The sequence below is a fragment of the Vibrio comitans genome, assembly GCA_024346835.1.
In the GTDB taxonomy this organism is placed as follows: domain Bacteria; phylum Pseudomonadota; class Gammaproteobacteria; order Enterobacterales; family Vibrionaceae; genus Vibrio; species Vibrio comitans.
Map to the genome: position 1 here is coordinate 455,297 of AP024866.1, position 23,332 is coordinate 478,628.

Below are 23,332 nucleotides of genomic sequence, written 5' to 3' on the forward strand. Positions count from 1 at the left end.
GACCTTTTTACGTTTATGCTATTAGTTCTAAACTTTCTGAGAGCTGAGATTTAGAGAATTTTCTTCAATCGATAGAGCTCTTCAAGAGCTTGTCTTGGTGTCAGATCATCAGGATCAATAGCACCCAATGCGATTTCCACATCACTTGGCTCTGGGATCAAACTAAGTTGGTTTGCAATCTCGACACTACTTGGATTGTTTGCTTGTGGTTGATGGCTAAGCTGTTCAAGCAAGTTGAGCTTTTGTCTCGCTTGCTTGATGACAGGCTTAGGTACACCAGCCAACCCTGCTACCGCTAAGCCATAAGACTTGCTAGCCGCACCTTCTTGTACCGCGTGCATAAAGGCGATGTCGTCGCCGTGCTCAACGGCATCTAAGTGTACATTTGCCAGTCCTTCTAGTTGGGAAGGCAGTTCCGTTAACTCAAAGTAGTGAGTAGCAAATAAGGTCAGGGCACTAATCTGGTTTGCCAGCCATTCGGCGCTAGCCCATGCTAGAGACAGCCCATCATAGGTACTGGTTCCTCGTCCTATCTCATCCATCAGCACCAAACTTCGGTTTGTAGCATTGTGCAAGATATTCGCAGTCTCCGTCATTTCCACCATGAATGTCGAACGGCCTGAGGCCAAATCATCGGACGCACCGATTCGGGTAAATATACGATCCAGTAAGCCAATGTTTGCTGATTCAGCAGGAACATAAGAGCCAATGTGAGCGAGTAATGCAATCAAAGCTGTTTGACGCATATAGGTGGATTTACCCCCCATATTCGGGCCGGTAATGATCAGCATTTTACGCTCAGGGTGGAGCTCAATAGGGTTAGCAATGAACGGGTCTTCTAGCACTTGCTCAACTACTGGGTGTCGGCCATTGGTTACCGATAACCCAATATCATTTTTAATGTTTGGACGGCAGTACTCTAAGGTTTCAGCGCGTTCCGCAAGGTTTTGCAGTACGTCTATCTCCGAAACGGCAGATGACAGAAGTTGCAGCCTAGTAAGGTGAGGCAAGATCAGGTCAAATAACTCTTCCCACAACGCCTTTTCTGCTGCCAGAGCCTTAGATTTAGAATTAAGAACTTTATCTTCGTGCTCTTTTAGCTCAGGAATAATGTAGCGCTCTGCATTCTTCAGCGTTTGGCGACGAATGTAGTGAGGAGGCACAAGGTGACTCTGTCCACGGCTGACTTGAATGTAGAAGCCGTGAACGGCGTTATAGCCTACCTTCAAGGTATCTATGCCGTGTCGCTCTCGCTCATCAGACTCAAGCTTTTCTAAATATTCCGTCGCACCATTCGCCAGGTCGCGCCATTGATCGAGTTCTTCGTTATAGCCCTCGGCCAGAACGCCCCCATCACGGATGACAACTGGAGGGTTTTCTTTGATTGCTCGCTCCAATAGCTCACATAAACTCTCTAATGGTTTCGCATCATTGGACAAGTCTTTGAGGTGTGGATTGACTAAGCTTTCTAGTGTCGCTTCTAGTTCTGGCAATTGCTGTAATGCGGTACGCAGGCGGGCAAGGTCACGTGGCCTAGCAGAGCGAATAGCCAATCGAGCGACAATACGCTCAATGTCGCCAATCTGTTTTAAGGTTTGGTTCAATTCAGGGAAAAGCCCTTGCTCTATTAATTCTGATATCGCATCCAAACGATTGTTCAGAACTGAGACTTCACGAGTTGGCTGGTGTAACCAACGTTTTAACATGCGGCTACCCATCGCGGTTGCGGTATGATCTAGCACCTCCGCAAGGGTGTTATCGAGGCCGCCAGATAAGTTCTGCGTGATCTCTAAGTTGCGTCTTGTTGCAGCATCAAGGATAACGGAGTTGTCTTGCCTTTCCATCGTGATCGAACGGATATGAGGCATAGCGGTACGCTGCGTGTCTTTGACGTACTGTATCAAACAGCCAGCCGCGCAAAGTCCAAGCTCTGCTTTCTCAACACCAAAGCCGACTAAGTCCTTGGTACCAAACTGGATATTGAGCTGCTGTTTTGCCGTTTGTAACTCGAACTCCCAAACCGGTCTGCGACGATTGCCATGTCGACCTTCCATCAGGTGTACTGGCGCGAAGTCTTCAGGAAAGAGCAACTCTTTAGGGCTAGTGCGCTGCAACTCTGCAAGCATCGCTTCTTCGGTTTTCGGCTCGCATATTAAAAAGCGACCCGAGGTAATATCCAAAGTGGCGTAACCAAACTTATCATCATACTGATAGATAGCGGCAATCAGATTATCAACGCGCTCAGCTAGCAAGGCTTCATCAGTCACTGTACCTGGAGTAATGATGCGTACAACTTTACGCTCAACGGGTCCCTTTGAGGTTGCTGGATTGCCGATTTGCTCGCATATCGCGACAGATTCGCCAAGTTGAACCAGCTTAGCTAAATAGCCCTCAACCGCGTGAAAAGGGACGCCAGCCATTGGGATAGGCTCGCCCGCTGATGCGCCGCGTTTGGTTAGCGAGATGTCGAGTAGTTGAGAGGCTCGCTTTGCATCGTCATAAAACAATTCATAGAAGTCACCCATGCGGTAAAAAAGCAGGATATCAGGGTTCTCTGCTTTGAGTTTGTGATACTGCTGCATCATTGGGGTGTGTTTTGGCTTTGATTTTACCGACATAATCACTTCTGTTGCTTTTCATTATTTCTATAGAGGCTTAGGATAAATGATTCACAACTAATGGGTAAAGCGAATCAGTCAGATGTCGGAAAGAACATTGGATAACTTAAGCGCTCGAGTGGGAAAACTGCTTGAGAAAAATGGCTGGATGATGGCGACAGCAGAGTCATGCACTGGTGGCGGAGTGGCGCAAGCCGTGACCGAAATTGCGGGCAGTTCTGCTTGGTTTGATAGAGCTTTTGTCACCTATAGCAACGAAGCTAAGATGGAGATGCTCGGCGTGACTTCTCATTCATTAGACTGCTTTGGAGCGGTGAGTGAAGAGGTTGCGAAGGAGATGGCATTGGGCGCGGCAAGACACTCTGCAGCTCAAATAGCCGTTTCTATTACTGGAATTGCAGGTCCTGGTGGGGGCAGTGAAGATAAGCCCGTTGGCACCGTGTGTTTTGGGTTAGCGTTTAATACTGAACTTATACAGGTACAACGCTGTGTATTTACAGGTGATCGAGCCGAGGTGAGAAATCAGTCCGTTTATCATGCTCTTCAACTAATTGAAAAATATATAGAAAATAAGTAATTGCTTGTTGCAGGCAAAAAAAACACTTTTTCATCTAGACACTGTATGAATTAACAGTAATAATTGATTCATCAACTAGAAATACCCGATTCCATGGAGCATAAAATGGACGATAACAAGCAAAAAGCTCTCGCGGCTGCACTTGGCCAAATAGAAAAACAATTCGGTAAAGGCTCAATTATGCGCCTTGGTGATAACCGCACCATGGACGTAGAAACAATTTCTACTGGTTCACTGTCTCTAGACATCGCTCTAGGTGCTGGTGGTCTGCCAATGGGACGTATCGTAGAAGTATACGGTCCTGAATCATCGGGTAAAACAACACTAACTCTAGAGTTGATTGCGGCAGCTCAACGTGAAGGTAAAACCTGTGCCTTTATCGATGCAGAGCACGCACTAGACCCTATTTATGCTCAAAAGCTTGGCGTAAACATCGATGCTCTTTTAGTTTCTCAGCCAGATACCGGCGAGCAAGCGTTAGAGATCTGTGATGCACTAGCTCGCTCTGGCGCTATCGACGTATTGGTTGTCGATTCAGTAGCAGCACTAACACCAAAAGCTGAAATTGAAGGCGAAATGGGTGACAGCCACATGGGTCTTCAGGCTCGTATGCTTTCTCAAGCAATGCGTAAGCTAACGGGTAACCTAAAGCAATCTAACTGTATGTGTATCTTCATCAACCAAATCCGTATGAAGATTGGTGTGATGTTTGGTAACCCAGAAACAACGACTGGTGGTAACGCACTTAAGTTCTATGCATCGGTTCGTCTTGATATCCGTCGTACTGGCGCTATCAAAGATGGTGATGAGGTTGTTGGTAACGAAACCCGTATTAAGGTTGTTAAGAACAAGATTGCTGCACCGTTTAAGCAAGCAGAAACTCAAATTATGTATGGTCAAGGCTTTAACCGTGAAGGTGAGCTGATTGATCTGGGTGTTAAGCACAAGCTAGTAGAAAAAGCGGGTGCGTGGTACAGCTACCAAGGCGATAAGATTGGCCAAGGTAAAGCAAACGCAGGTAAATTCCTTCGCGAGCACCCTGAAACAGCACACGAAATCGATACTAAGCTACGTGAAATGTTGCTGACTACAGCTCAACTTGAAGATACTCAAGAGGCTGAGGTAGAGTAATCTCAACTCAATTATGCTCCTAATCTACTGAGCCTTTATCCTAAGGCTCAGTACTTTCCCTTGTCTTATTTGTTTTTCTTCGCACTGAATCTCACGAGGTGTGTATGTATTCTCAAACTCCAGTTCGAACAGCTAAGAAGGCCGCACTAGACCTATTGAGTCGATGTGAATATGGCCGGTACGAGCTTCAACAAAAACTATTGAACAAAGGTTTCGAGCTAAATGATATTGATGAAGCCATTGAGTTTTGTCGAGAGCATCATTATTTAGATGACCTGCGTTACGCTAAAGATCAAATTAAGCTGCATGTTGAAAAAGGTCATGGTGAACGTCGAATTCGTCAGAACTTGCACGTAAAACACGTGCGTAGCGAGGTTATCGATCAGGCCCTGGCAGAAGATCCTCAAAATTGGTTTGAGCTTGCGAAACTATCAGTAAACAAGCATTTTGGAGAGAGCAGTACCTCAGAGAGCCACGAATACTCCAACCAAGTACGTTTTCTACAATATCGAGGGTTTAGCTCAGAGCAGATCCAATATGCATTAAATCCTGAGTAAATTCATAGTTATACCTCCGATGCTAGCTTCTCTTACTTAAGAATAAGTAAACGCCTTCTGACAAATTTTCGTTAATTCATCAGCATTTTCAGGCAAATTAGACAGAAAACTAGTCGTTCTCCCTTGCTTGATTTACAATGTGGCAAAATTCTAACTTGAACGTTTCAGGATATTGCCACATGTACATGAGCACCGCCGAAATTCGTAGTGCCTTTTTAAAGTTCTTTGAGAGCAAAGGGCACCAGATTGTAGAGAGTTCTTCTCTTGTACCTCATAACGATCCTACTCTGCTATTTACTAACGCAGGTATGAACCAGTTTAAAGACTGCTTCCTAGGAGCCGAAAAGCGTAGCTACACGCGAGCGACTACGGCACAGCGTTGTGTTCGTGCCGGTGGTAAACACAATGACCTAGAAAACGTTGGCTTTACAGCCCGTCACCATACCTTCTTTGAAATGCTAGGTAACTTCAGTTTTGGAGACTACTTTAAAGAAGACGCAATTAAGTTCGCGTGGGAATTCCTTACGGACACTCTTGGTCTGCCACAAGAAAAATTGTTAGTTACTATCTATGAAACTGACGACGAAGCCTTTGATATCTGGAACAAGCAGATGGGTATTCCGGCTGATCGAATTATCCGTATTGGCGATAAAAAGGGTGGCAAAGCCTACGAATCAGATAACTTCTGGACAATGGGTGACACAGGTCCTTGTGGCCCATGTACTGAAATTTTCTATGATCACGGTGAGCATATCTGGGGCGGACGTCCAGGCACACCAGAAGAAGATGGTGATCGCTTCATCGAGATCTGGAACAACGTATTCATGCAGTTTAACCGTCACGCTGACGGCACTATGGAACCTCTTCCAAAGCCAGCTGTTGATACAGGTATGGGTATTGAGCGTATCTCTGCAATTATGCAGGGTGTGCACTCAAACTACGAGATTGATGTATTCCAAACCCTTATTAAAGCATCTGCAGAAGCGGTTGGTTATGAAGACCTTTCAAATCAGTCTCTACGCGTAATCGCAGACCATATCCGTTCATGTTCTTTCCTTATCGTTGATGGCGTTATGCCATCAAATGAAGGTCGTGGCTACGTACTTCGCCGTATTATTCGCCGCGCAGTTCGTCACGGTAACAAGTTAGGTGCTCAAGGTGCATTCTTCCACACACTAGTTGGTGTGTTGGCTGATGTTATGGGTGAAGCTGGCGCTGAACTTAAGAAGCAACAAGCACTGGTTGAGAAAGTACTTCGCATTGAGGAAGAGAACTTTGGTCGCACTCTAGAGCGCGGTATGAGCATTCTTAACGATGCACTGGATGCCTTGAAAAGCGAAGGTAAATCTACGCTTGATGGTGAGACAGTATTCAAATTGTACGATACCTATGGTTTCCCAGCGGATTTAACCAATGATGTTGCACGTGAGCGTGAATTCAACATTGACGAAGAAGGCTTCCAGAAAGCGATGGAAGCACAGCGTCAACGTGCACGTGAAGCTGGCCAGTTTGGTACTGATTACAACGAGACTATCAAGCTAGACAGCACAACAGAGTTTTGTGGTTACTCTGCGACAGATGGTGAGAGCAACATTGAAGCTATCTTTGTCGAGGGCCAACCTACAGAGAACCTATCAAGTGGTCAGAAGGCCATTATTGTTCTTGAGCAAACTCCGTTCTACGCCGAATCAGGTGGCCAATCTGGTGATACAGGTACTCTGAAAACTGAGCTTGGTGAGTTTAAGGTTACTGATACTCAGAAACTAGGCAATGCGATTGCGCACCATGGCGAGCTTGTTGAAGGTGTGATGAGCTCGGGTGAAAAAGCAAAAGCGGCTGTTAATGCAGTGCGCCGTGCACAAATTTCATTGAACCACTCAGCAACTCACTTGCTACACGCTGCGTTACGTAAGGTTCTAGGTGAGCACGTTACTCAGAAAGGTTCATTGGTAAAAGCAGAGAACCTTCGTTTTGATTTCTCTCACCTTGAAGCGGTGACCGCGGCTGAATTGAAGCAAGTAGAGCGTATGGTTAATGCTCAAATTCGAACTAACCACGATATTGAAACCAATGTAATGGACATCGAGTCTGCTAAGCAGAAAGGCGCGATGGCATTGTTTGGTGAGAAGTATGACGACGAAGTTCGCGTGCTTTCTATGGGTGAGTTCTCTACTGAATTGTGTGGTGGTATTCACGCTGCTAATACGGGTGATATTGGTCTGTTCAAGATTACTTCTGAAGGTGGTATTGCTGCCGGTATTCGTCGTATCGAAGCGGTAACCGCTGATGCAGCTCTAGATGCTATCGATGCAGAGCAGGACAAACTACAACAGAAGCTAGTTGAGTCAGCGAAGAAAGCCAAATCGTTAGAGAAAGAGATTCAGTACCTGAAAGACAAAATGGTAGCGGCAGAAAGCGCCAACATCATGGGTAAGGTACAGGAAGTTAACGGTACTAAAGTGCTTATTGCTGCACTTGAAGGTGCAGATAACAAGAATCTTCGTAACATGGTTGATGATACGAAGAACCGCATTGGTACTGGTGTTATCTTATTTGCCAATATTGCCAACGACAAAGTTGGCTTGGTTGCAGGTGTAACTAAAGACTTAACTGGCAAAGTAAAAGCGGGTGAGTTGGTTAACTTAGTTGCGACTCAAGTAGGTGGTAAAGGCGGCGGTCGCCCTGATATGGCTCAAGCGGGCGGTACAGACGTAGCGGCATTACCAGAGGCTCTACAATCGGTTATTCCTTGGTTGGAAGAGCGCCTGTAAGCGAATAGTAATTAACTTGGGTGCATCGGGTACCCAAGTAAAGTAATAGGAACCAAGCATTTTTGTTATCGCAAAATGCTTGGTTTTGTTGTTTTAAAGTGTCCTGTGTACAAAGAACAGAAGACTGTTTTAGGAAGGTGGAAAGTAAGTGAAGAACCGATTAATCGTGCAAAAGTTTGGTGGGACATCTGTAGGTTCAGTTGACCGAATTCGAGCGGTTGCCGAGCAGGTAATAAAGACCAAAGAGCAAGGCAATCAAGTCGTGGTTGTGGTTTCAGCGATGTCAGGTGAAACGAATCGGTTGCAAGGCTTAGCCTATGAAGTGGATAGTGTTCCCAACTCAAGAGAACTCGATGTTATCTTGTCAGCTGGGGAGCAGGTGACCATAGCTTTATTGGCGATGACTCTTAATAAGCTCGGCCACAAAGCGACCTCTCTAACGGGGTGGCAAGCAGGCATTGTTACCGATGATATGCACAATCAAGCAACGATTCAGTCTGTAGACAATGAGAAGTTTGACCAACTACTCAGTGATGGTCATATAGTGATTGTGGCAGGCTTCCAAGGCGTTAACCAAGCCGGCGCGATTACCACGCTAGGACGTGGAGGTTCAGATACCAGTGCAGTCACTCTAGCAGGGCTTCTAGGAGCTAACGAGTGCCAGATCTTCACAGATGTTGATGGCGTGTATAGTTGTGACCCTAGAGTGGTTGAATCGGCTTTGAAATTAGAGCATGTCGACTTTGATGACATGCAAACCATGGCAAAGCATGGTGCCAAGGTTTTACACGAGCCGTGTGTTGAGTTTGCAGCTAAATACAACTTGGATATCCGAGTGTTATCCTCGTTTTCGCCAAAACAAGGCACTTTGGTCACTCGCTTACAGAGCAAAAAAAATGTGTGTGGTTTAGCACTTCAGCGCGAACTTGCTCGCCTAGTTGTTAATCTAGAAAAAGCAGATCAGATTGCAATGCAGTGCCAACTACTTGGTATTGCGGTGCATTCTCAAACGGCTGAACATCTTATTGTTAACAATAATGATGTCTCCAAGCTATTACAGATCCTATCTGACGACGTCAGCATCGTTGAGCCTATTAGTGCCCTGACTATCGTCGGTGCTGAGCTTGAGGAGCTACATATCGATGTTTTACCTCAATTGTTGGCGGAAGATATCAAAGTTCTTGATAGTTTTAGGTGTGATAGGGTAGTGAAGTTGCTACTATTACCGGAACATCTGGATCGGGCTGCCAATTTTATTCATGCTCAATACATTGAGCAGTCTCATAGTGTTGCTACAGACAAAAAAGCGCTTATTTTGTAATAAGTTCTTTACCAAGTTGTTATTTTTATTGAATAATAGATCTCAAAGTATTTTGAGTGACAGCAAGGAGCTATCGAATGCTAATTTTGACTCGCCGTGTTGGTGAAACCCTAATGATTGGGGATGAAGTGACCGTTACTGTACTGGGTGTTAAGGGAAACCAAGTGCGTATCGGTGTAAACGCGCCTAAAGAAGTTTCTGTGCATCGTGAAGAAATTTACATGCGTATTCAAGCTGAAAAAGGTAATGGAAACGTTGCATCAGGCAACTACTAAGTTTCTATTGAAAGGCTAGTCATAGGACTAGCCTTTCTTGTTTTATCGTAGGCACAAAGTACATATAACTAGCATTTTTAAGCGGTTTGGTTGAAAGTTGTTCTGTTAACCGTTTTTTATGTGATTTTGCCAATAAAATGTTTGACATATTTTTGGTAAATCGTAATATGTGCCTCCGCAAGACGGTGAGGTGGCCGAGTGGCCGAAGGCGCTCCCCTGCTAAGGGAGTATACGGTTTGTAGCCGTATCGAGGGTTCGAATCCCTCCCTCACCGCCATTCTTGCGAAACGTTCTTAACGGAACAAAATGCGCGTCCTTAGCTCAGCTGGATAGAGTACCTGGCTACGAACCAGGCGGTCGGAGGTTCGAATCCTCCAGGACGCGCCATATCATTTTTTGATATGAAAATGCTAACTTGTTAGTGATAATGCGGTGAGGTGGCCGAGAGGCTGAAGGCGCTCCCCTGCTAAGGGAGTATACGGTTTGTAGCCGTATCGAGGGTTCGAATCCCTCCCTCACCGCCATTTATTGACCTTATGGTCAATTTTTTTGTTTTCTAAACTGAAAAGTGTGATAGACTTCGCACCCTTCTCAGAACGAGAACACTGTGCGTCCTTAGCTCAGCTGGATAGAGTACCTGGCTACGAACCAGGCGGTCGGAGGTTCGAATCCTCCAGGACGCGCCACTTTACAACGAATGGTTAATTAATAATTAACGGTTCTATATAAGCCTTCTGCAAAGAAGCACTGCGCGTCCTTAGCTCAGCTGGATAGAGTACCTGGCTACGAACCAGGCGGTCGGAGGTTCGAATCCTCCAGGACGCGCCACTACAACGAAGAGTTGATACAAGTATCGGCTTTTCTATAAAGTCTTCTGCAAAGAAGCATCGCGCGTCCTTAGCTCAGCTGGATAGAGTACCTGGCTACGAACCAGGCGGTCGGAGGTTCGAATCCTCCAGGACGCGCCACTTCACAAAACCTCGCTTCGGCGGGGTTTTTTTATAACATCTCATTATCATTCCGATAACCCTTTATTTACATAAAGCACTGTTTTCTAAGTGTTTTTGATAAATTCTGGTCTGATCTCAGTATTTTGTCTTCAATTCGCATACTTTCTATGCAATGGTTTGCCTGCATGCACCTGAATAAAGAAAATTGACAAATTTTCATCAATCTAGATAATCAGGTGCTCGATGTGAAAACATCGAATTGTCAGGAAGACAAATAAGGGAATTTTATTATGGATAACATCTCAGGTTTGCTATCGGAAGCTGCCTCTATTATGGCCATTGGTATGGCTATGGTTTTTCTTTTTCTTACTTTATTGGTGTTTGTGGTTCGTTTGATGTCGAAGTTACTTCCGGCAGAACAACCAGTGGCGCCAGTAAGCCCGCAAAATCTTAAACAAGTTACTCAAGCTGAATCAACCCATCGAGTCGATCCAAAAGTTGTGGCCGCTATTTCGGCCGCTGTGCATCGTCATCGTTCAGCTGTAGCCCAATAGACAACAAAAATTAGAAGGAGTTAATGAGCATGTCTAAACCACTTGCAATAACAGACGTAGTACTGCGAGATGCGCATCAATCTTTGTTCGCAACACGTATGCGTTTAGAGGATATGCTGCCAATTGCGGCTGAACTGGATAAAGTTGGCTATTGGTCACTAGAAACCTGGGGTGGAGCGACCTTTGATTCGTGCATTCGCTTTCTTGGAGAAGATCCATGGGAGCGCTTGCGTGAGCTTAAAAAAGCAATGCCAAATACACCAATGCAAATGTTGCTACGTGGACAAAACCTTTTAGGCTACCGTCACTACGCGGATGATGTGGTTGAAAAGTTTGTAGAGCGCGCACATGCCAATGGTATGGATGTTTTCCGTGTCTTTGATGCGATGAATGACGTGCGTAACTTTGAAAAAGCCGTTAAGTCAGTGGTTGATGTTGGTGCTCATGCTCAAGGTACACTTTCTTATACAACAAGTCCTGTGCACAATTCTGATACTTGGGTTGATCTTGCTAAGCGTCTAGAAGACCTAGGTTGTCATTCACTATGTATTAAAGATATGTCAGGTCTGCTTAAGCCTTATGAGGCTGAAGAGCTGATTACACGCATCAAAGAGGCATGCGACGTTCCACTGGCACTTCACTGTCATGCAACAACAGGTTTGAGTACTGCAACTGCGGTTAAAGCGGTAGAGGCGGGCGTAGATATTCTAGATACTGCGATTTCGTCTATGAGCTGCACCTATGGCCATACGCCAACAGAAACCGTTGTGGCGATGCTTGAGGGTACAGAGCGTGATACCAACCTAAAATTAGACCAAATCGAACCTATTGCGGCTTACTTCCGAGAAGTACGTAAGAAGTATGCGAAGTTTGAAGGGCAATTGAAGGGCGTTGATTCTCGTATCTTGATTGCTCAAGTTCCTGGCGGAATGCTCACCAATATGGAAGGTCAGCTAAAAGAGCAGGGCGCGGCTGATAAATTGGATGAAGTGCTAGAGGAGATCCCTCGCGTACGTAAAGATCTTGGTTACATTCCTTTGGTGACACCAACCTCACAGATTGTTGGTACGCAAGCGGTTATCAACGTCTTAACTGGCGAGCGCTACAAGAGCATTACTAAAGAAACCGCGGGCATACTAAAGGGTGAATACGGTAAAGCGCCTGCAGAGCTGAATGCTGAGCTACAAAATAAAGTATTAGACGGTGCAGAGCCAATTACCTGTCGTCCAGCGGATCAGCTAGAAGATGAGTTTGAGTCTTTGACACTTGATCTACAGAAGAAGGCAAAAGCAGAAAGTATTTCACTGGCTGAAGACATTGAAGATGATGTTTTAACCTATGCACTGTTCCCTCAAGTGGGCTTGAAGTTCCTGAAGAATCGTCACAACCCATCTATGTTTGAGCCAGCACCAGGCACGGAAGCAGAAGTTGAAGAAACTAAACCAGCTCCTGTTGCGAGTGCTAATACAACGGTAGAAGCCTACAGCGTTAAGGTTGATGGTCAGGTCTTCGATGTGCAGGTGGGCCCTCAAGGAGAGCTTACTTCTGTTACCCCAGCAGCATCCACTGCAGCGGCTGCGCCAGTTGCAGCACCAGTGGCGAGTAATGCAGAAGATGTGCCTGCACCTTTGGCTGGTAATATCTTCAAGGTGAACGTATCAAGTGGCGCGGTGGTTGAAGAAGGCGATGTGTTACTGATCCTAGAAGCAATGAAGATGGAGACCGAAGTACGAGCGGCACGAGGTGGCGTAGTACAAGGTTTGCATGTGAAAGAAGGTGATTCTGTCTCTGTTGGCTCACCGCTACTTAGCCTAGCGTAAGGAAGCAATACAACATGGACGGTTTACTTACTCTCTGGAGAGAGACGGGCATCGCTAACTTTGAATTTGGCCAGATCTGCATGATCTTGGTGGGTTGCGGGCTGCTGTTTCTTGCTATTCGTAAGGGCTTTGAGCCCTTACTACTACTGCCAATTGGCTTTGGTGCAATCCTAGCTAATATCCCAAATGCTGGCTTTACTGAGCCAGGTGGTTTGCTGTACTACGTCTACGAGGTAGGGATTTCAACTGGGGTATTCCCATTGCTTATCTTTATGGGCGTAGGGGCGATGACGGACTTTGGTGCCTTGATTGCTAACCCTAAAACCTTGTGGTTAGGCGCTGCAGCTCAGTTTGGTATCTTTGCAACCTTGTTTGGCGCTATCTTGCTTAACTATGTACCAGGCATGGAGTTTAGCTTGGCGGATGCATCGTCAATTGCCATTATCGGTGGTGCTGATGGTCCAACCGCGATCTTCTTAGCAAGCCGATTGTCCCCTGATTTGCTTGGTGCAATCGCAGTTTCTGCCTACAGTTACATGGCTTTAGTTCCAATCATTCAGCCACCTATTATGAAGGCGTTAACTACCCCAGAAGAACGTACCATCAAAATGGCGCAGCTTCGTCATGTGGGTAAAGGTGAGAAGGTATTCTTCCCACTAGGTGTACTGCTAATGACAATCCTATTTTTGCCGTCGGCAACGCCTTTGGTCGGAATGTTTTGTCTTGGAAACCTGATGCGAGAAGCAGGTGTTGTGGACCGTTTGAGTAAGACAGCCCAAAACGAACTCATCAACATTGTTACCATTTTCTTGGGCCTTGGTGTAGGTTCGAAGCTTCAAGCGGATAAGTTCTTGAACATCGAAACCTTAGGTATCCTTGGTCTTGGTGCAGTTGCCTTCAGTATTGGTACTGCGGGTGGCGTATTGATGGCCAAGTTACTGAACAAGGTGTCTAAAGAAGACATTAACCCACTCATTGGCGCGGCTGGTGTATCTGCGGTTCCAATGGCGGCTCGTGTTGTTAACAAGGTAGGTCTGCAGGCAAACCCTCAGAACTTCTTATTAATGCATGCAATGGGGCCGAACGTAGCGGGTGTATTAGGCTCAGCAGTCGCTGCTGGTATCCTACTTGCTCTGGTGGGCTAACTCCTTTCACTATTGAGAAAAGGATGCATTTTTGCATCCTTTTTTTTCACTTATCTCTGACAGCAAAACAATGATATTCCTGAGAATTGTCGGTAATATGTAACGATATGCATCTCAAATGGTCAGAAAATTATGCCTCTGTGGCTTACCTCGTTTACTTGTAACGTATACCTTATTAATAATTGTTGTTTTGAGACTGTAAGCTAGTGGATGCTGTATTTGCTCAGCTCGGTGTTTGGTTTGCCGATTCGGCGCTGACCTTACTATTTGCAACGGGATTTTTAAGTGCAACGCTACTTCCGGGCGGTTCAGAAGCGGCGCTTATCGCCACACTGAGTCTTAATCAATATTCAATTTTTAGCATCTTGTTGGTTGCTACCTTGGGTAACACTCTTGGTGGATTAACTAACTATTGGCTGGGTTTGTGGATACCAAATCGAACTCAGCAGGAAAAACATGGTCACAAAGCCATAGCTTGGTTACAAAAATATGGCTATTGGGGTCTATTGTTTAGCTGGGCTCCCGTTATTGGTGACCCTTTGTGCCTAGCCGCTGGGTGGCTTCGAATGCGCTTTCTTCCCTGTTTGGTGTTGATAGCCCTAGGAAAATTAGTCCGCTATGCGGTACTAGTAGGGTTATACACTGGGCTGGGTAATCTATAAGGAACAACAATGATCTTATCTCGTCTTAACCTGTCATTGTCCAAGTACAAGCTTGTGGGCACGCTGACCGCTGTGACTCTGTTAGCGGCTTGCTCTACTCAAGAGAGCACAGTTGAGCCAAAGCCTAAGGATTCGGCCATTCAGCTAGTTGAAAAAGTCGATGCAACACCGGGCAAGGCGTCGATCGCCTACTCAAAATATAAGCTTGCCAATGGATTAACCTTAATCTTATCGCCTGATCATTCAGATCCTTTGGTTCATGTTGATGTCACCTATCATGTGGGCTCAGCGAGAGAAGAGATTGGTAAGTCTGGTTTTGCGCACTTCTTTGAGCACATGATGTTTCAAGGTTCGAAACACGTGGCAGATCAACAGCACTTTAAGATCATCACCGAAGCAGGTGGATCGCTTAACGGTACAACCAATCGTGACCGCACCAACTACTTTGAAACAGTCCCATCGAACCAGCTAGAGAAGATGCTTTGGCTTGAGTCAGATCGTATGGGCTTCTTGCTTGAGGCTGTGTCTCAACGCAAGTTTGAAATACAGCGTGATACCGTTAAAAATGAGCGCGCTCAAAACTATGACAATCGCCCGTATGGCTTGATGTGGGAAAAAATGGGTGAGGCTATGTATCCGGAAGGGCACCCATACTCATGGCAGACCATTGGTTATGTTGAAGACTTAGATAAGGTCGATGTGAATGATCTTAAAGCCTTCTTCTTGCGTTGGTATGGCCCAAACAATGCAGTTTTGACCATAGGTGGTGATTTTGAGACAGAGCAAGTACTTGAATGGGTAGAGAAGTATTTTGGTCCAATTCCCCGTGGTCCAGAAGTAGAGGCTGCACCTAAGCAACCGGCTGTCCTCAATGAAGACCGCTACGTTACCCTTGAAGATCGTATGATCCAACAACCAATGCTTGTCATGGGATGGCCAACGACTTACCAAGGGGAAGCGCGCAATGCTGATCTTGACGTATTAGCTAAGGTTTTAGGGAGCGGACGAAATAGTATTCTTTATCAAAAATTGGTGAAGACTGAAAAAGCGCTTGATGCGGGGGCATTCCATCAATGTACGGAGTTAGCTTGTAATTTTTACGTTTACGTAATGGCTGACTCCAGTAAGAGAGCCGATCTAACGCCTTTGTATGACGAAGTGTATGACATCATCGATAATTTGCAGCTTTCTGATATCAATCCTGATTCGCTACAAGAAATTGTGGGTAGCGCAGAAGCCGGCTCAATCTTCGCCTTGCAGAGTGTACGTGGCAAGGTGACGCAACTGGCGTCTAATGAGACCTTCTATCAACAGCCAGATCGACTTCAGATTGAACTAGAACGCTTACGTAAGGTAACGCCAGATTCTATTTATAAAGTATATCAAGAGTTTATCGACAATAAACACAAGGTGACTTTATCGGTAGTACCTAGAGGTAAACTAGAGCTAGCGGCGAAAGAAGCGACCTTTGAAACGCCGCCAAGAACATTGCCTGAAAACAAGAAGATCGAAGATAGCGAATTAGAGTACCGCTTCGTGAATGATACGTTTGATCGTTCAGTGATGCCGGAAGTGCAGTCTGCGGTTACGGGAACCATGCCTGAGCTGTATTCATTCCACTTGAACAATGATATTGAAGTACTAGGCAGTGAAACGTCGGAAACGCCGACCGTGGTTATGCAAATAAAGATGCCTGCAGGCAATCGCTACGCACCGGTGGGTAAAGAAGGACTAGCCAGTCTTACTGCCTCTATGGTCTCAGAGGGAGACGAGACCCTAACCAGTGAAGAGCTTACTGCTGAGCTGGATAAATTGGGCAGTAGCGCCTCATTAAGTGCGGGCCAGTACAATACAACTCTGACTGTTTCTAGCTTGAGTAAAAACTTTACTGCGACAATGGAACTGGTTGAAAACGCTCTGTTCAATCCATTGCTGAAAGAAGAAGACTTCGAGCGCGTTAAGCGCCAGATGTTAGAAGGGATTGTGTACGAGCATCAGACACCAAGCTGGTTAGCTTCTCAAGCAACAAGACAAGTGCTATACGGCGATACGATTTATGGACGCTCTGCATCAGGCACTATGGATTCAGTGAAAAGCCTTACTTTGGATGATGTAAAAGCTTTTTATAACAAGTACTACACGCCAAAGGGCACGCAGATATTAGTGGTTGGTGACCTATCTGAGAAGCAAGTACGCAAAGAGCTTGCTAGTTTACAAGAGTGGCAGGGCGAAACACCGCCTTTGCTACGCCAGCGCCGTCTGCCAGAGATGGGAGAGCAAACGTTATTCTTGGTTGATAAGCCGGGGGCACCTCAAACGTCTGTGCGCTTAGTTCGCCGAGGGTTACCTTTTGATGCGACAGGTGAGAGTTACCTTACTCAACTGGCTAACTTCAATTTAGGTGGTAACTTTAACAGTCGTATTAATCAAAATCTGCGTGAAGATAAGGGTTACACCTACGGTGCAAGTAGCTACATTGCAGCGAATAGAGAGATCGGGGCCGTCGTTGCTACAGCGCAAGTTAGGGCAGATTCAACTGCTCCTGCTATTAAAGAACTGATCAAAGAAATGGACAGTGCTGCAAAAGAGGGCTTTACTGATAAAGAAATTGAATTCATGCGACTAGCGGTTGGGCAACAAGATGCGCTGAAGTATGAAACACCAGGGCAGAAAGCCTATTTGTTAAGCTCAATACTGACCTACAACTTGGATCATGATTATCTAGCTGTGCGCAATAATATTGTTGCTGACGTATCCAAACAGACGCTCAATGAAATGGCGAGCAAGTGGTTTGATCCTGCCGACTATCAAATTATTGTTGTCGGAGACGCGAAACAGCTAATGCCTCAACTTAAGACGCTAAATTTCCCTATTCAAACACTTGAAATTGCGCCTTAGTCGACCCATCTATGGGATAGTTGTATGCCCTGTGCTTGTTCTCAAGTACAGGGCTGTCTATTGAGAGAGTACTCTCTAAAAATATAAGTGGCCTTGTTTTGACTATTTTTTCTAACCGCCTAGCACAGGTGGCTGCTAACAAGCAGGTATTTACGCAGTATGGACGCGGCGTGGAGCGAGAGACACTTCGCTACAAACCCGATGGCCACATAGCAACAACTCCTCATCCAGAAAGCCTGGGTTCTCCTTTGACTCATGAATGGATAACCACTGATTTCTCAGAATCATTAATGGAGTTTATTACTCCTGTTTCAAATGATATCCCTACGCTGCTGTCTCAATTACAAGACATCCATCACTACGCGCACAGTAAGTTAGACCAAGAGCAGTTATGGCCACTGTCTATGCCATGTGCGGTTGCTGATGAAGACGACATTGCACTAGCGCAGTATGGTTCTTCTAATTCAGGTCAAATGAAAACCCTTTACCGCCAGGGACTGAAGCATCGCTATGGAAGCTTGATGCAGATTATCTCAGGGGTTCACTTTAATTTTTCGTTTCCTGAAAGCTTTTGGGACAGCCTATACGGTGAACAAGACGAACAGCAGCGTCAGGACTCTAAGTCTGATGCTTACTTTGGGTTGATTCGTAACTACTACCGCTTTGGATGGTTAATCCCATATTTCTTTGGTGCTTCTCCAGCGATCTGTGAAACCTTTATTCAAGGTCGCGAAACAGACTTACCCTTTGAAAAATTAAATGGCACTGGCACTTTGTACCTGCCGTACGCTACCTCTTTGCGTATGAGTGATTTGGGTTATACCAATAGCGAACAGAGCGAGCTAAAGATAAGCTTTAATGGCGTAGGTGAGTACCTAGAAGGCTTGAATCGAGCGATTCGTAAGCCTTCAGAAAAATTTTCTAAGATTGGCGTCAAAGAAGATGGACAATTTAAGCAACTAAACAGTAATGTTTTGCAGATAGAAAATGAGCTTTATGCTCCTATCAGACCTAAGCGAGTCGCGAAGAGTGGTGAAAAGCCTTCAGAAGCGCTTGAGCGTGGTGGCGTAGAGTATATTGAAATTCGTGCATTAGACGTCAACCCGTTTAACCCGGTGGGCATTAGCGAGCGTCAGATTCGCTTCCTTGATATCTTCCTTACTTGGTGTGCGCTGACAGAGTCTGATCCAATGGATGACTGTGAGCTCAATTGCTGGAAACACAACTGGAATTCAGTGATTACCGAAGGGCGACGTAAAGGGGTATATCTGACCATTGGCTGTGATGGTGAGAAGCTTACCTTGCAACAGTGGGTGCACCGCATCTTTGACCAGTTTGAACAAATCGCTAAGGTGATGGATGAAGGCAACAGCAGTACGGGTTATCAAGATGTCTGCAATGAACTGCGAGATTGGATTGATGAACCAGAATTAACCCTGTCTGGTAAAATGCTTGCTGAAGTAAAAGAAAAAGGCGGCAATGGCCAGTTTGGTATGCAGTTAGGTGAGCGCTATCAGCAGCAGTACCGTCAACACAATTACAGCGTTTATTCTCAGGAAATGATGGACCAAGAAGTCGCAGACTCTGTGAATAAGCAACAACAAATTGAAGCTGCCGATTCGGTAGATTTTGAACAATACTTAGAAGAATACTTCGCGTATCTGAAATAACCTTGGAGAGCCGATCATGCCCCTATTAGACAGTTTTACAGTTGACCACACAAAAATGAATGCACCTGCAGTGCGTGTGGCAAAAACGATGCAAACTCCAAGTGGCGATACTATTACAGTATTCGACCTTCGCTTTACTCAGCCAAATAAAGATATCCTTTCTGAGAGAGGGATTCATACACTTGAGCACCTGTACGCTGGTTTCATGCGTAACCACCTAAATGGTGATTCCGTTGAGATCATCGATATCTCCCCTATGGGTTGTCGTACTGGCTTTTACATGAGCCTGATTGGCACACCATCAGAATCTGATGTAGCAACGGCATGGGTTGCATCTATGGAAGATGTGCTTAAAGTCGAGGGACAAAACAAGATCCCTGAACTGAACGAGTACCAGTGTGGTACCGCAGAAATGCACTCTCTAGAAGAAGCAAAAGCTATTGCTAGCGCTATTTTAGAAGCGGGTGTATCAGTGAATAAAAATGATGAGTTGGCTCTTCCAGAAGAGATGCTACAAACACTGAAAGTGTAGTTTTACTCTCTACTAAAAAAGGCTCCGAAAGGAGCCTTTTTGATTTCTGATGAATGTAGAACATCCACTACTGAATAGGATGAACCTTCACCATCTTGATTTTGTTTTCTGAAAAATCGATAACTTCCATATTGTGCTCTGCCACCATGATACTGATGTGAGTTTCAGGAAGGTCTTGCAAGTGCTCTAAAATGAGTCCGTTTAGCGTTCTTGGTCCATCGGTAGGTAAGTCCCACTGCAACCCTTTATTGATGTCTCTGATGTTTGCACTGCCTTCAATCAGGTAACTGCCATCAGGTTGCGGCGTGATTTCTTCCGCAAGGCTAGGGGCCATCGAAGTGGTAAACTCGCCCACGATCTCTTCTAAGATATCTTCTAGAGTAACCAAGCCAATAATGTCGCCATATTCGTCCACGATTAATCCAATACGCTCTTTATTGCGTTGGAACTTCAATAGCTGCACATTGAGTGGCGTCGCTTCAGGAATGAAATAAACCTCATCCGCAGACTTTAACAGGGTTTGCTTGTTGAACTCATTTTTCTCCAGCATCAAGCGATAGGCTTCACGCAAGCGAACCATGCCTACTACCTCATCGATCTGGTCGCGATATAGCACTACTCGGCCATGAGGAGAGTGAGTTAATTGCCGTACAATAGACTTCCAGTCATCGTTGACGTCGATACCCGTAATCTCATTTCGAGGCACCATAATATCGTTCACAGTGACGTTCTCGAGATCCAAAATAGAGACCAGCATGTCTTGGTGACGGCTCGGTATCAAACTACCGGCTTCGTTCACAACCGTTCGAAGCTCATCAGAACTCAGGTGATCAGACTTATGATTGATGCCCTTGATGCCTAGCAGTCGTAAAAAACCATTAGTAATAAAGTTGACCAGGATAACCAGTGGTGACAGCAACTTCATTAGTATCTTCAGCAGAATACTGCTGGTGTAGGAGACACGCTCAGGGTACATGGCAGCGAGAGTTTTAGGCGTTACTTCGGCGAAAACCAGCACCACTAAAGTGAGAATACCAGTGGCAATCGCAACACCAATATCACCGTACAAACGCATACCGAGTATGGTGGCGATGGCAGATGCCAAAATATTAACGAGGTTGTTGCCGATTAGAATAAGGCCGATTAAGCGATCGGGGCGGGTAAGAAGCTTCTCTACACGACGCGCTCCCTTATGCCCCTGATTTGAAAGGTGCTTTAATCTATAGCGATTCAGGGACATCATCCCAGTCTCTGAACCTGAAAAGTAGCCTGATATAATGATAAGACATGCAAGGAGGGTAAACAGTACCCCGGTTGATATGTCGTCCAAATTAAATGAATCCTTTTATTTAGCTCTTTTCAATTAATGAATGATTTACGGGCAACTGTCAACTAAGTGTGCCGATTAGGTCAGTATGATTTCACGTACAAATCGACTGCCAAAGTAGGCAAGGGTCAGCAAAAATGCCCCGATAATGGAAAACCAAGTGACCTTTTTACCGCGCCAGCCCAGCTTATAATGCCCCCACAATAAGACATTGAATACTAGCCATGCGATAAACGACAGCAAGGCTTTGTGAGTCTTTCCACTACTTAAAAAGTCTTCAACAAATAGCGGACCACTCATTAATGTGAGGGTAAGTAAGCCATTTCCGATCAAAATGATATTGAAAAGTTGGCGCTCCACCTTCATTAAAGGAGGTAGGTTAGGGTTTAATGCTTGAGAAGTCTTTTGCTTTAGTTTGAAATCAAGCCAAGCCAGTTGCATCGCATACAAAGCCGCAATCATTAGTGTGGCATACGAAAACAGAGCAAGTGTGATGTGAATAATTAAGCCAGGTGAATGTTCGAAGTGGGTGATAAAGGTACCCGGAACAAATTCGGCAGCAACAAGGCTAAGGCAAGAAAATCCATAGGCGATGGGTAGCAAAAACCACAAACGAGTTTTAAACATAGCCAAGGTCAGCACTAGTGAGATGATAATACTCACCAATGAAGCGACATTGAGAATGCTCATGTTTTGCCCGTGGGGCGCAAAGATGCCCTCAACTAACGTTGAAAAGTGCAGGATCAAAGCAACAAACGCTATGCCTAAAACAACCTTTTTATTGATTTCCGACTGACGTAATAGCCCCGGAAGAATAAGAAAGGTCGCCGTTAGGTATAAAAGTACGGCTAGGATAACAACCACAAAGTCCATATTCAGTCGACATTAGTATTTGGATTTAAAAGGAAATTATACACCCAATACCACATTACTGGCTATGTACTTATTGCGCATGGTTTTGTAAATAGTGGCTGTGGGGTATACTTCGAGTAATTAATCGCAATTCAACGCGAAGAGAGCACGATGTTTGATAACTTAACAGAACGATTATCCAAAACGCTGAAGAACATCAGCGGTAAAGGTCGTCTGACCGAAGACAATATAAAAGATACGCTGCGCGAAGTACGCATGGCGCTTTTAGAGGCGGATGTCGCCCTTCCAGTAGTACGCGATTTCATCAAGCGTGTTAAAGAGGGTGCAGTAGGCGTAGAGGTATCTAAATCTCTTACTCCAGGCCAAGAATTCATCAAGATTGTTCAGTCTGAATTAGAAGCGGTAATGGGTGAGTCCAATGAAGGTCTTAACCTAGCTGCTCAGCCACCGGCTGTAGTACTAATGGCTGGTCTACAAGGTGCGGGTAAAACCACCAGTGTAGGTAAGCTTTCTAAACTTCTTTCTGAGCGTGATAAGAAAAAAGTATTGGTTGTTTCTGCCGACGTATACCGTCCTGCAGCGATCAAACAGCTAGAGACCTTAGCATCGGATGTTGGTGTGGACTTTTTCCCATCCAGCGCTGACCAGAAGCCTCTAGATATCGCTAATGCAGCTATCGACCATGCGAAGAAGAAATTCTATGACGTGCTTTTGGTGGATACCGCAGGTCGTCTAGCCGTCGATGAAGAGATGATGGGCGAAATCAAGCAGCTTCATACTGCGATTAACCCTGTTGAGACCTTGTTCGTGGTTGATGCCATGACAGGTCAGGATGCGGCAAATACAGCAAAAGCCTTTGGCGATGCACTACCACTAACCGGTGTGATTCTAACTAAGGTTGATGGTGATGCACGTGGTGGTGCGGCACTGTCGGTTAAGCACATTACAGGTAAGCCAATTAAGTTCTTGGGTGTGGGTGAAAAAACTGACGCACTAGAACCTTTCCATCCAGATCGCGTTGCCTCTCGTATTCTGGGCATGGGCGATGTTCTTTCTCTTATCGAAGACCTACAGCGTAATGTAGATACCGATAAAGCAGAGAAGATGGCGAAGAAGTTCAAGGAGAAGAAGGGCTTTGACCTTGAAGACTTCCGTGAACAACTAGGCCAGATGGAAAACATGGGCGGCATGGCTGGCATGATGGGCAAACTGCCTGGCATGGGTAATCTACCTGATAATGTGAAAGATAAGGTAGACGACAAAATGTTTAAGCAGATGGAAGCCATCATCAGCTCAATGACTATGAAAGAGCGTCTGCGCCCTGAGCTAATCAAAGGCTCTCGCAAGAAACGTATTGCTGCCGGTTCGGGTACTCAGGTACAAGACGTAAACCGTCTACTGAAGCAATTCACCCAGATGCAGAAGATGATGAAGAAAATGCAAAAAGGTGGAATGCGCGGCATGATGCGCAACATGCAAGGCATGATGGGCGGCATGGGTGGTGGCGGTATGGGCGGAATGGGTGGCCCATTCGGTCGATAATCCATTTAGCTAATAGCGGTCAGCTTCAAAGCTACCAATAGTGATTTCATAAGGCTCTATTTAGATAGAGCCTTTTTGTTTTCAAGCTGTTAACTCGCTCACATTCAAT

Annotated in this window: 17 protein-coding genes and 6 tRNA genes; 20 read left to right on the forward strand and 3 right to left on the reverse strand. The window is 45.4% G+C overall.

Translation table 11 applies throughout. The features are described 5' to 3' along the window. Positions 1-50: 50 nt before the first annotated feature. Positions 51-2,618 (reverse strand): DNA mismatch repair protein MutS, encoded by a 2,568-nt coding sequence (gene mutS / locus OCU46_RS02215; RefSeq protein ID WP_141273263.1) that lies wholly within the window; start codon positions 2,616-2,618, stop codon positions 51-53. Between the two features lie 82 nt (positions 2,619-2,700). Here mutS and pncC point away from each other — a divergent pair, with 82 nt between their 5' ends. The 19 genes from pncC to luxS all read left to right on the forward strand — a co-directional run bounded on the left by pncC (position 2,701) and on the right by luxS (position 19,481). Further along, positions 2,701-3,195: a nicotinamide-nucleotide amidase gene (pncC, locus tag OCU46_RS02220; protein WP_208733576.1), complete on the forward strand. Its 495-nt coding sequence runs from the start codon at positions 2,701-2,703 to the stop codon at positions 3,193-3,195. A 105-nt stretch (positions 3,196-3,300) separates the two neighbouring features. Then, positions 3,301-4,326, forward strand: a complete 1,026-nt coding sequence (gene recA / locus OCU46_RS02225) for a recombinase RecA (protein WP_141273267.1) — start codon at positions 3,301-3,303, stop codon at positions 4,324-4,326. Positions 4,327-4,430: 104 nt separating this feature from the next. Beyond that, a complete protein-coding gene (gene recX, locus OCU46_RS02230; protein WP_141273269.1) occupies positions 4,431-4,883 on the forward strand; it encodes a recombination regulator RecX in 453 nt (150 codons plus the stop codon). A 179-nt stretch (positions 4,884-5,062) separates the two neighbouring features. Then, on the forward strand, positions 5,063-7,654 hold the full coding sequence (alaS, locus tag OCU46_RS02235) for an alanine--tRNA ligase (RefSeq protein ID WP_141273271.1): 2,592 nt from the start codon (positions 5,063-5,065) through the stop codon (positions 7,652-7,654). Positions 7,655-7,802: 148 nt separating this feature from the next. Beyond that, complete coding sequence (locus OCU46_RS02240; RefSeq protein WP_141273273.1) at positions 7,803-8,975, forward strand: aspartate kinase; 1,173 nt, start codon at positions 7,803-7,805, stop codon at positions 8,973-8,975. 77 nt (positions 8,976-9,052) lie between these two features. Beyond that, positions 9,053-9,250 (forward strand): carbon storage regulator CsrA, encoded by a 198-nt coding sequence (csrA, locus tag OCU46_RS02245; protein WP_004415691.1) that lies wholly within the window; start codon positions 9,053-9,055, stop codon positions 9,248-9,250. Positions 9,251-9,434: 184 nt separating this feature from the next. Then, positions 9,435-9,527: transfer RNA gene (locus OCU46_RS02250), tRNA-Ser, on the forward strand. Positions 9,528-9,560: 33 nt separating this feature from the next. After that, a tRNA-Arg gene (locus OCU46_RS02255) sits at positions 9,561-9,637 on the forward strand. A gap of 44 nt (positions 9,638-9,681) precedes the next feature. After that, a tRNA-Ser gene (locus tag OCU46_RS02260) sits at positions 9,682-9,774 on the forward strand. A gap of 85 nt (positions 9,775-9,859) precedes the next feature. After that, positions 9,860-9,936: transfer RNA gene (locus OCU46_RS02265), tRNA-Arg, on the forward strand. Between the two features lie 65 nt (positions 9,937-10,001). After that, a tRNA-Arg gene (locus tag OCU46_RS02270) sits at positions 10,002-10,078 on the forward strand. Positions 10,079-10,141: 63 nt separating this feature from the next. After that, positions 10,142-10,218: transfer RNA gene (locus OCU46_RS02275), tRNA-Arg, on the forward strand. 272 nt (positions 10,219-10,490) lie between these two features. Beyond that, on the forward strand, positions 10,491-10,754 hold the full coding sequence (locus OCU46_RS02280) for an oxaloacetate decarboxylase subunit gamma (RefSeq protein ID WP_141269822.1): 264 nt from the start codon (positions 10,491-10,493) through the stop codon (positions 10,752-10,754). Between the two features lie 29 nt (positions 10,755-10,783). After that, positions 10,784-12,574: a sodium-extruding oxaloacetate decarboxylase subunit alpha gene (oadA, locus tag OCU46_RS02285; protein ID WP_141269819.1), complete on the forward strand. Its 1,791-nt coding sequence runs from the start codon at positions 10,784-10,786 to the stop codon at positions 12,572-12,574. A 14-nt stretch (positions 12,575-12,588) separates the two neighbouring features. Continuing rightward, positions 12,589-13,719, forward strand: coding sequence for a sodium ion-translocating decarboxylase subunit beta (locus OCU46_RS02290; protein ID WP_017029620.1), 1,131 nt, complete (start codon positions 12,589-12,591; stop codon positions 13,717-13,719). A 206-nt stretch (positions 13,720-13,925) separates the two neighbouring features. After that, entirely contained in the window at positions 13,926-14,381 is a 456-nt protein-coding gene (locus tag OCU46_RS02295; RefSeq protein ID WP_141269817.1) for a YqaA family protein, read from the forward strand. A gap of 9 nt (positions 14,382-14,390) precedes the next feature. Next, positions 14,391-17,279 carry a M16 family metallopeptidase gene (locus OCU46_RS02300; protein WP_141269815.1) on the forward strand — a complete coding sequence of 963 codons (2,889 nt, stop codon included), beginning with the start codon at positions 14,391-14,393 and terminating at the stop codon, positions 17,277-17,279. 98 nt (positions 17,280-17,377) lie between these two features. Continuing rightward, positions 17,378-18,949: a glutamate--cysteine ligase gene (gshA, locus tag OCU46_RS02305; RefSeq protein WP_167495339.1), complete on the forward strand. Its 1,572-nt coding sequence runs from the start codon at positions 17,378-17,380 to the stop codon at positions 18,947-18,949. A gap of 16 nt (positions 18,950-18,965) precedes the next feature. Then, positions 18,966-19,481: an S-ribosylhomocysteine lyase gene (gene luxS, locus OCU46_RS02310; RefSeq protein ID WP_141269811.1), complete on the forward strand. Its 516-nt coding sequence runs from the start codon at positions 18,966-18,968 to the stop codon at positions 19,479-19,481. Positions 19,482-19,548: 67 nt separating this feature from the next. Here luxS and OCU46_RS02315 read toward each other — a convergent pair whose 3' ends face one another. Both OCU46_RS02315 and OCU46_RS02320 read right to left on the reverse strand, forming a co-directional pair. Beyond that, positions 19,549-20,811 carry an HlyC/CorC family transporter gene (locus tag OCU46_RS02315; protein ID WP_141269809.1) on the reverse strand — a complete coding sequence of 421 codons (1,263 nt, stop codon included), beginning with the start codon at positions 20,809-20,811 and terminating at the stop codon, positions 19,549-19,551. A gap of 75 nt (positions 20,812-20,886) precedes the next feature. Next, on the reverse strand, positions 20,887-21,681 hold the full coding sequence (locus OCU46_RS02320; protein WP_141269807.1) for a cytochrome C assembly family protein: 795 nt from the start codon (positions 21,679-21,681) through the stop codon (positions 20,887-20,889). Between the two features lie 150 nt (positions 21,682-21,831). Here OCU46_RS02320 and ffh point away from each other — a divergent pair, with 150 nt between their 5' ends. Next, positions 21,832-23,223 carry a signal recognition particle protein gene (gene ffh, locus OCU46_RS02325; RefSeq protein WP_141269805.1) on the forward strand — a complete coding sequence of 464 codons (1,392 nt, stop codon included), beginning with the start codon at positions 21,832-21,834 and terminating at the stop codon, positions 23,221-23,223. Positions 23,224-23,332: the final 109 nt, after the last annotated feature.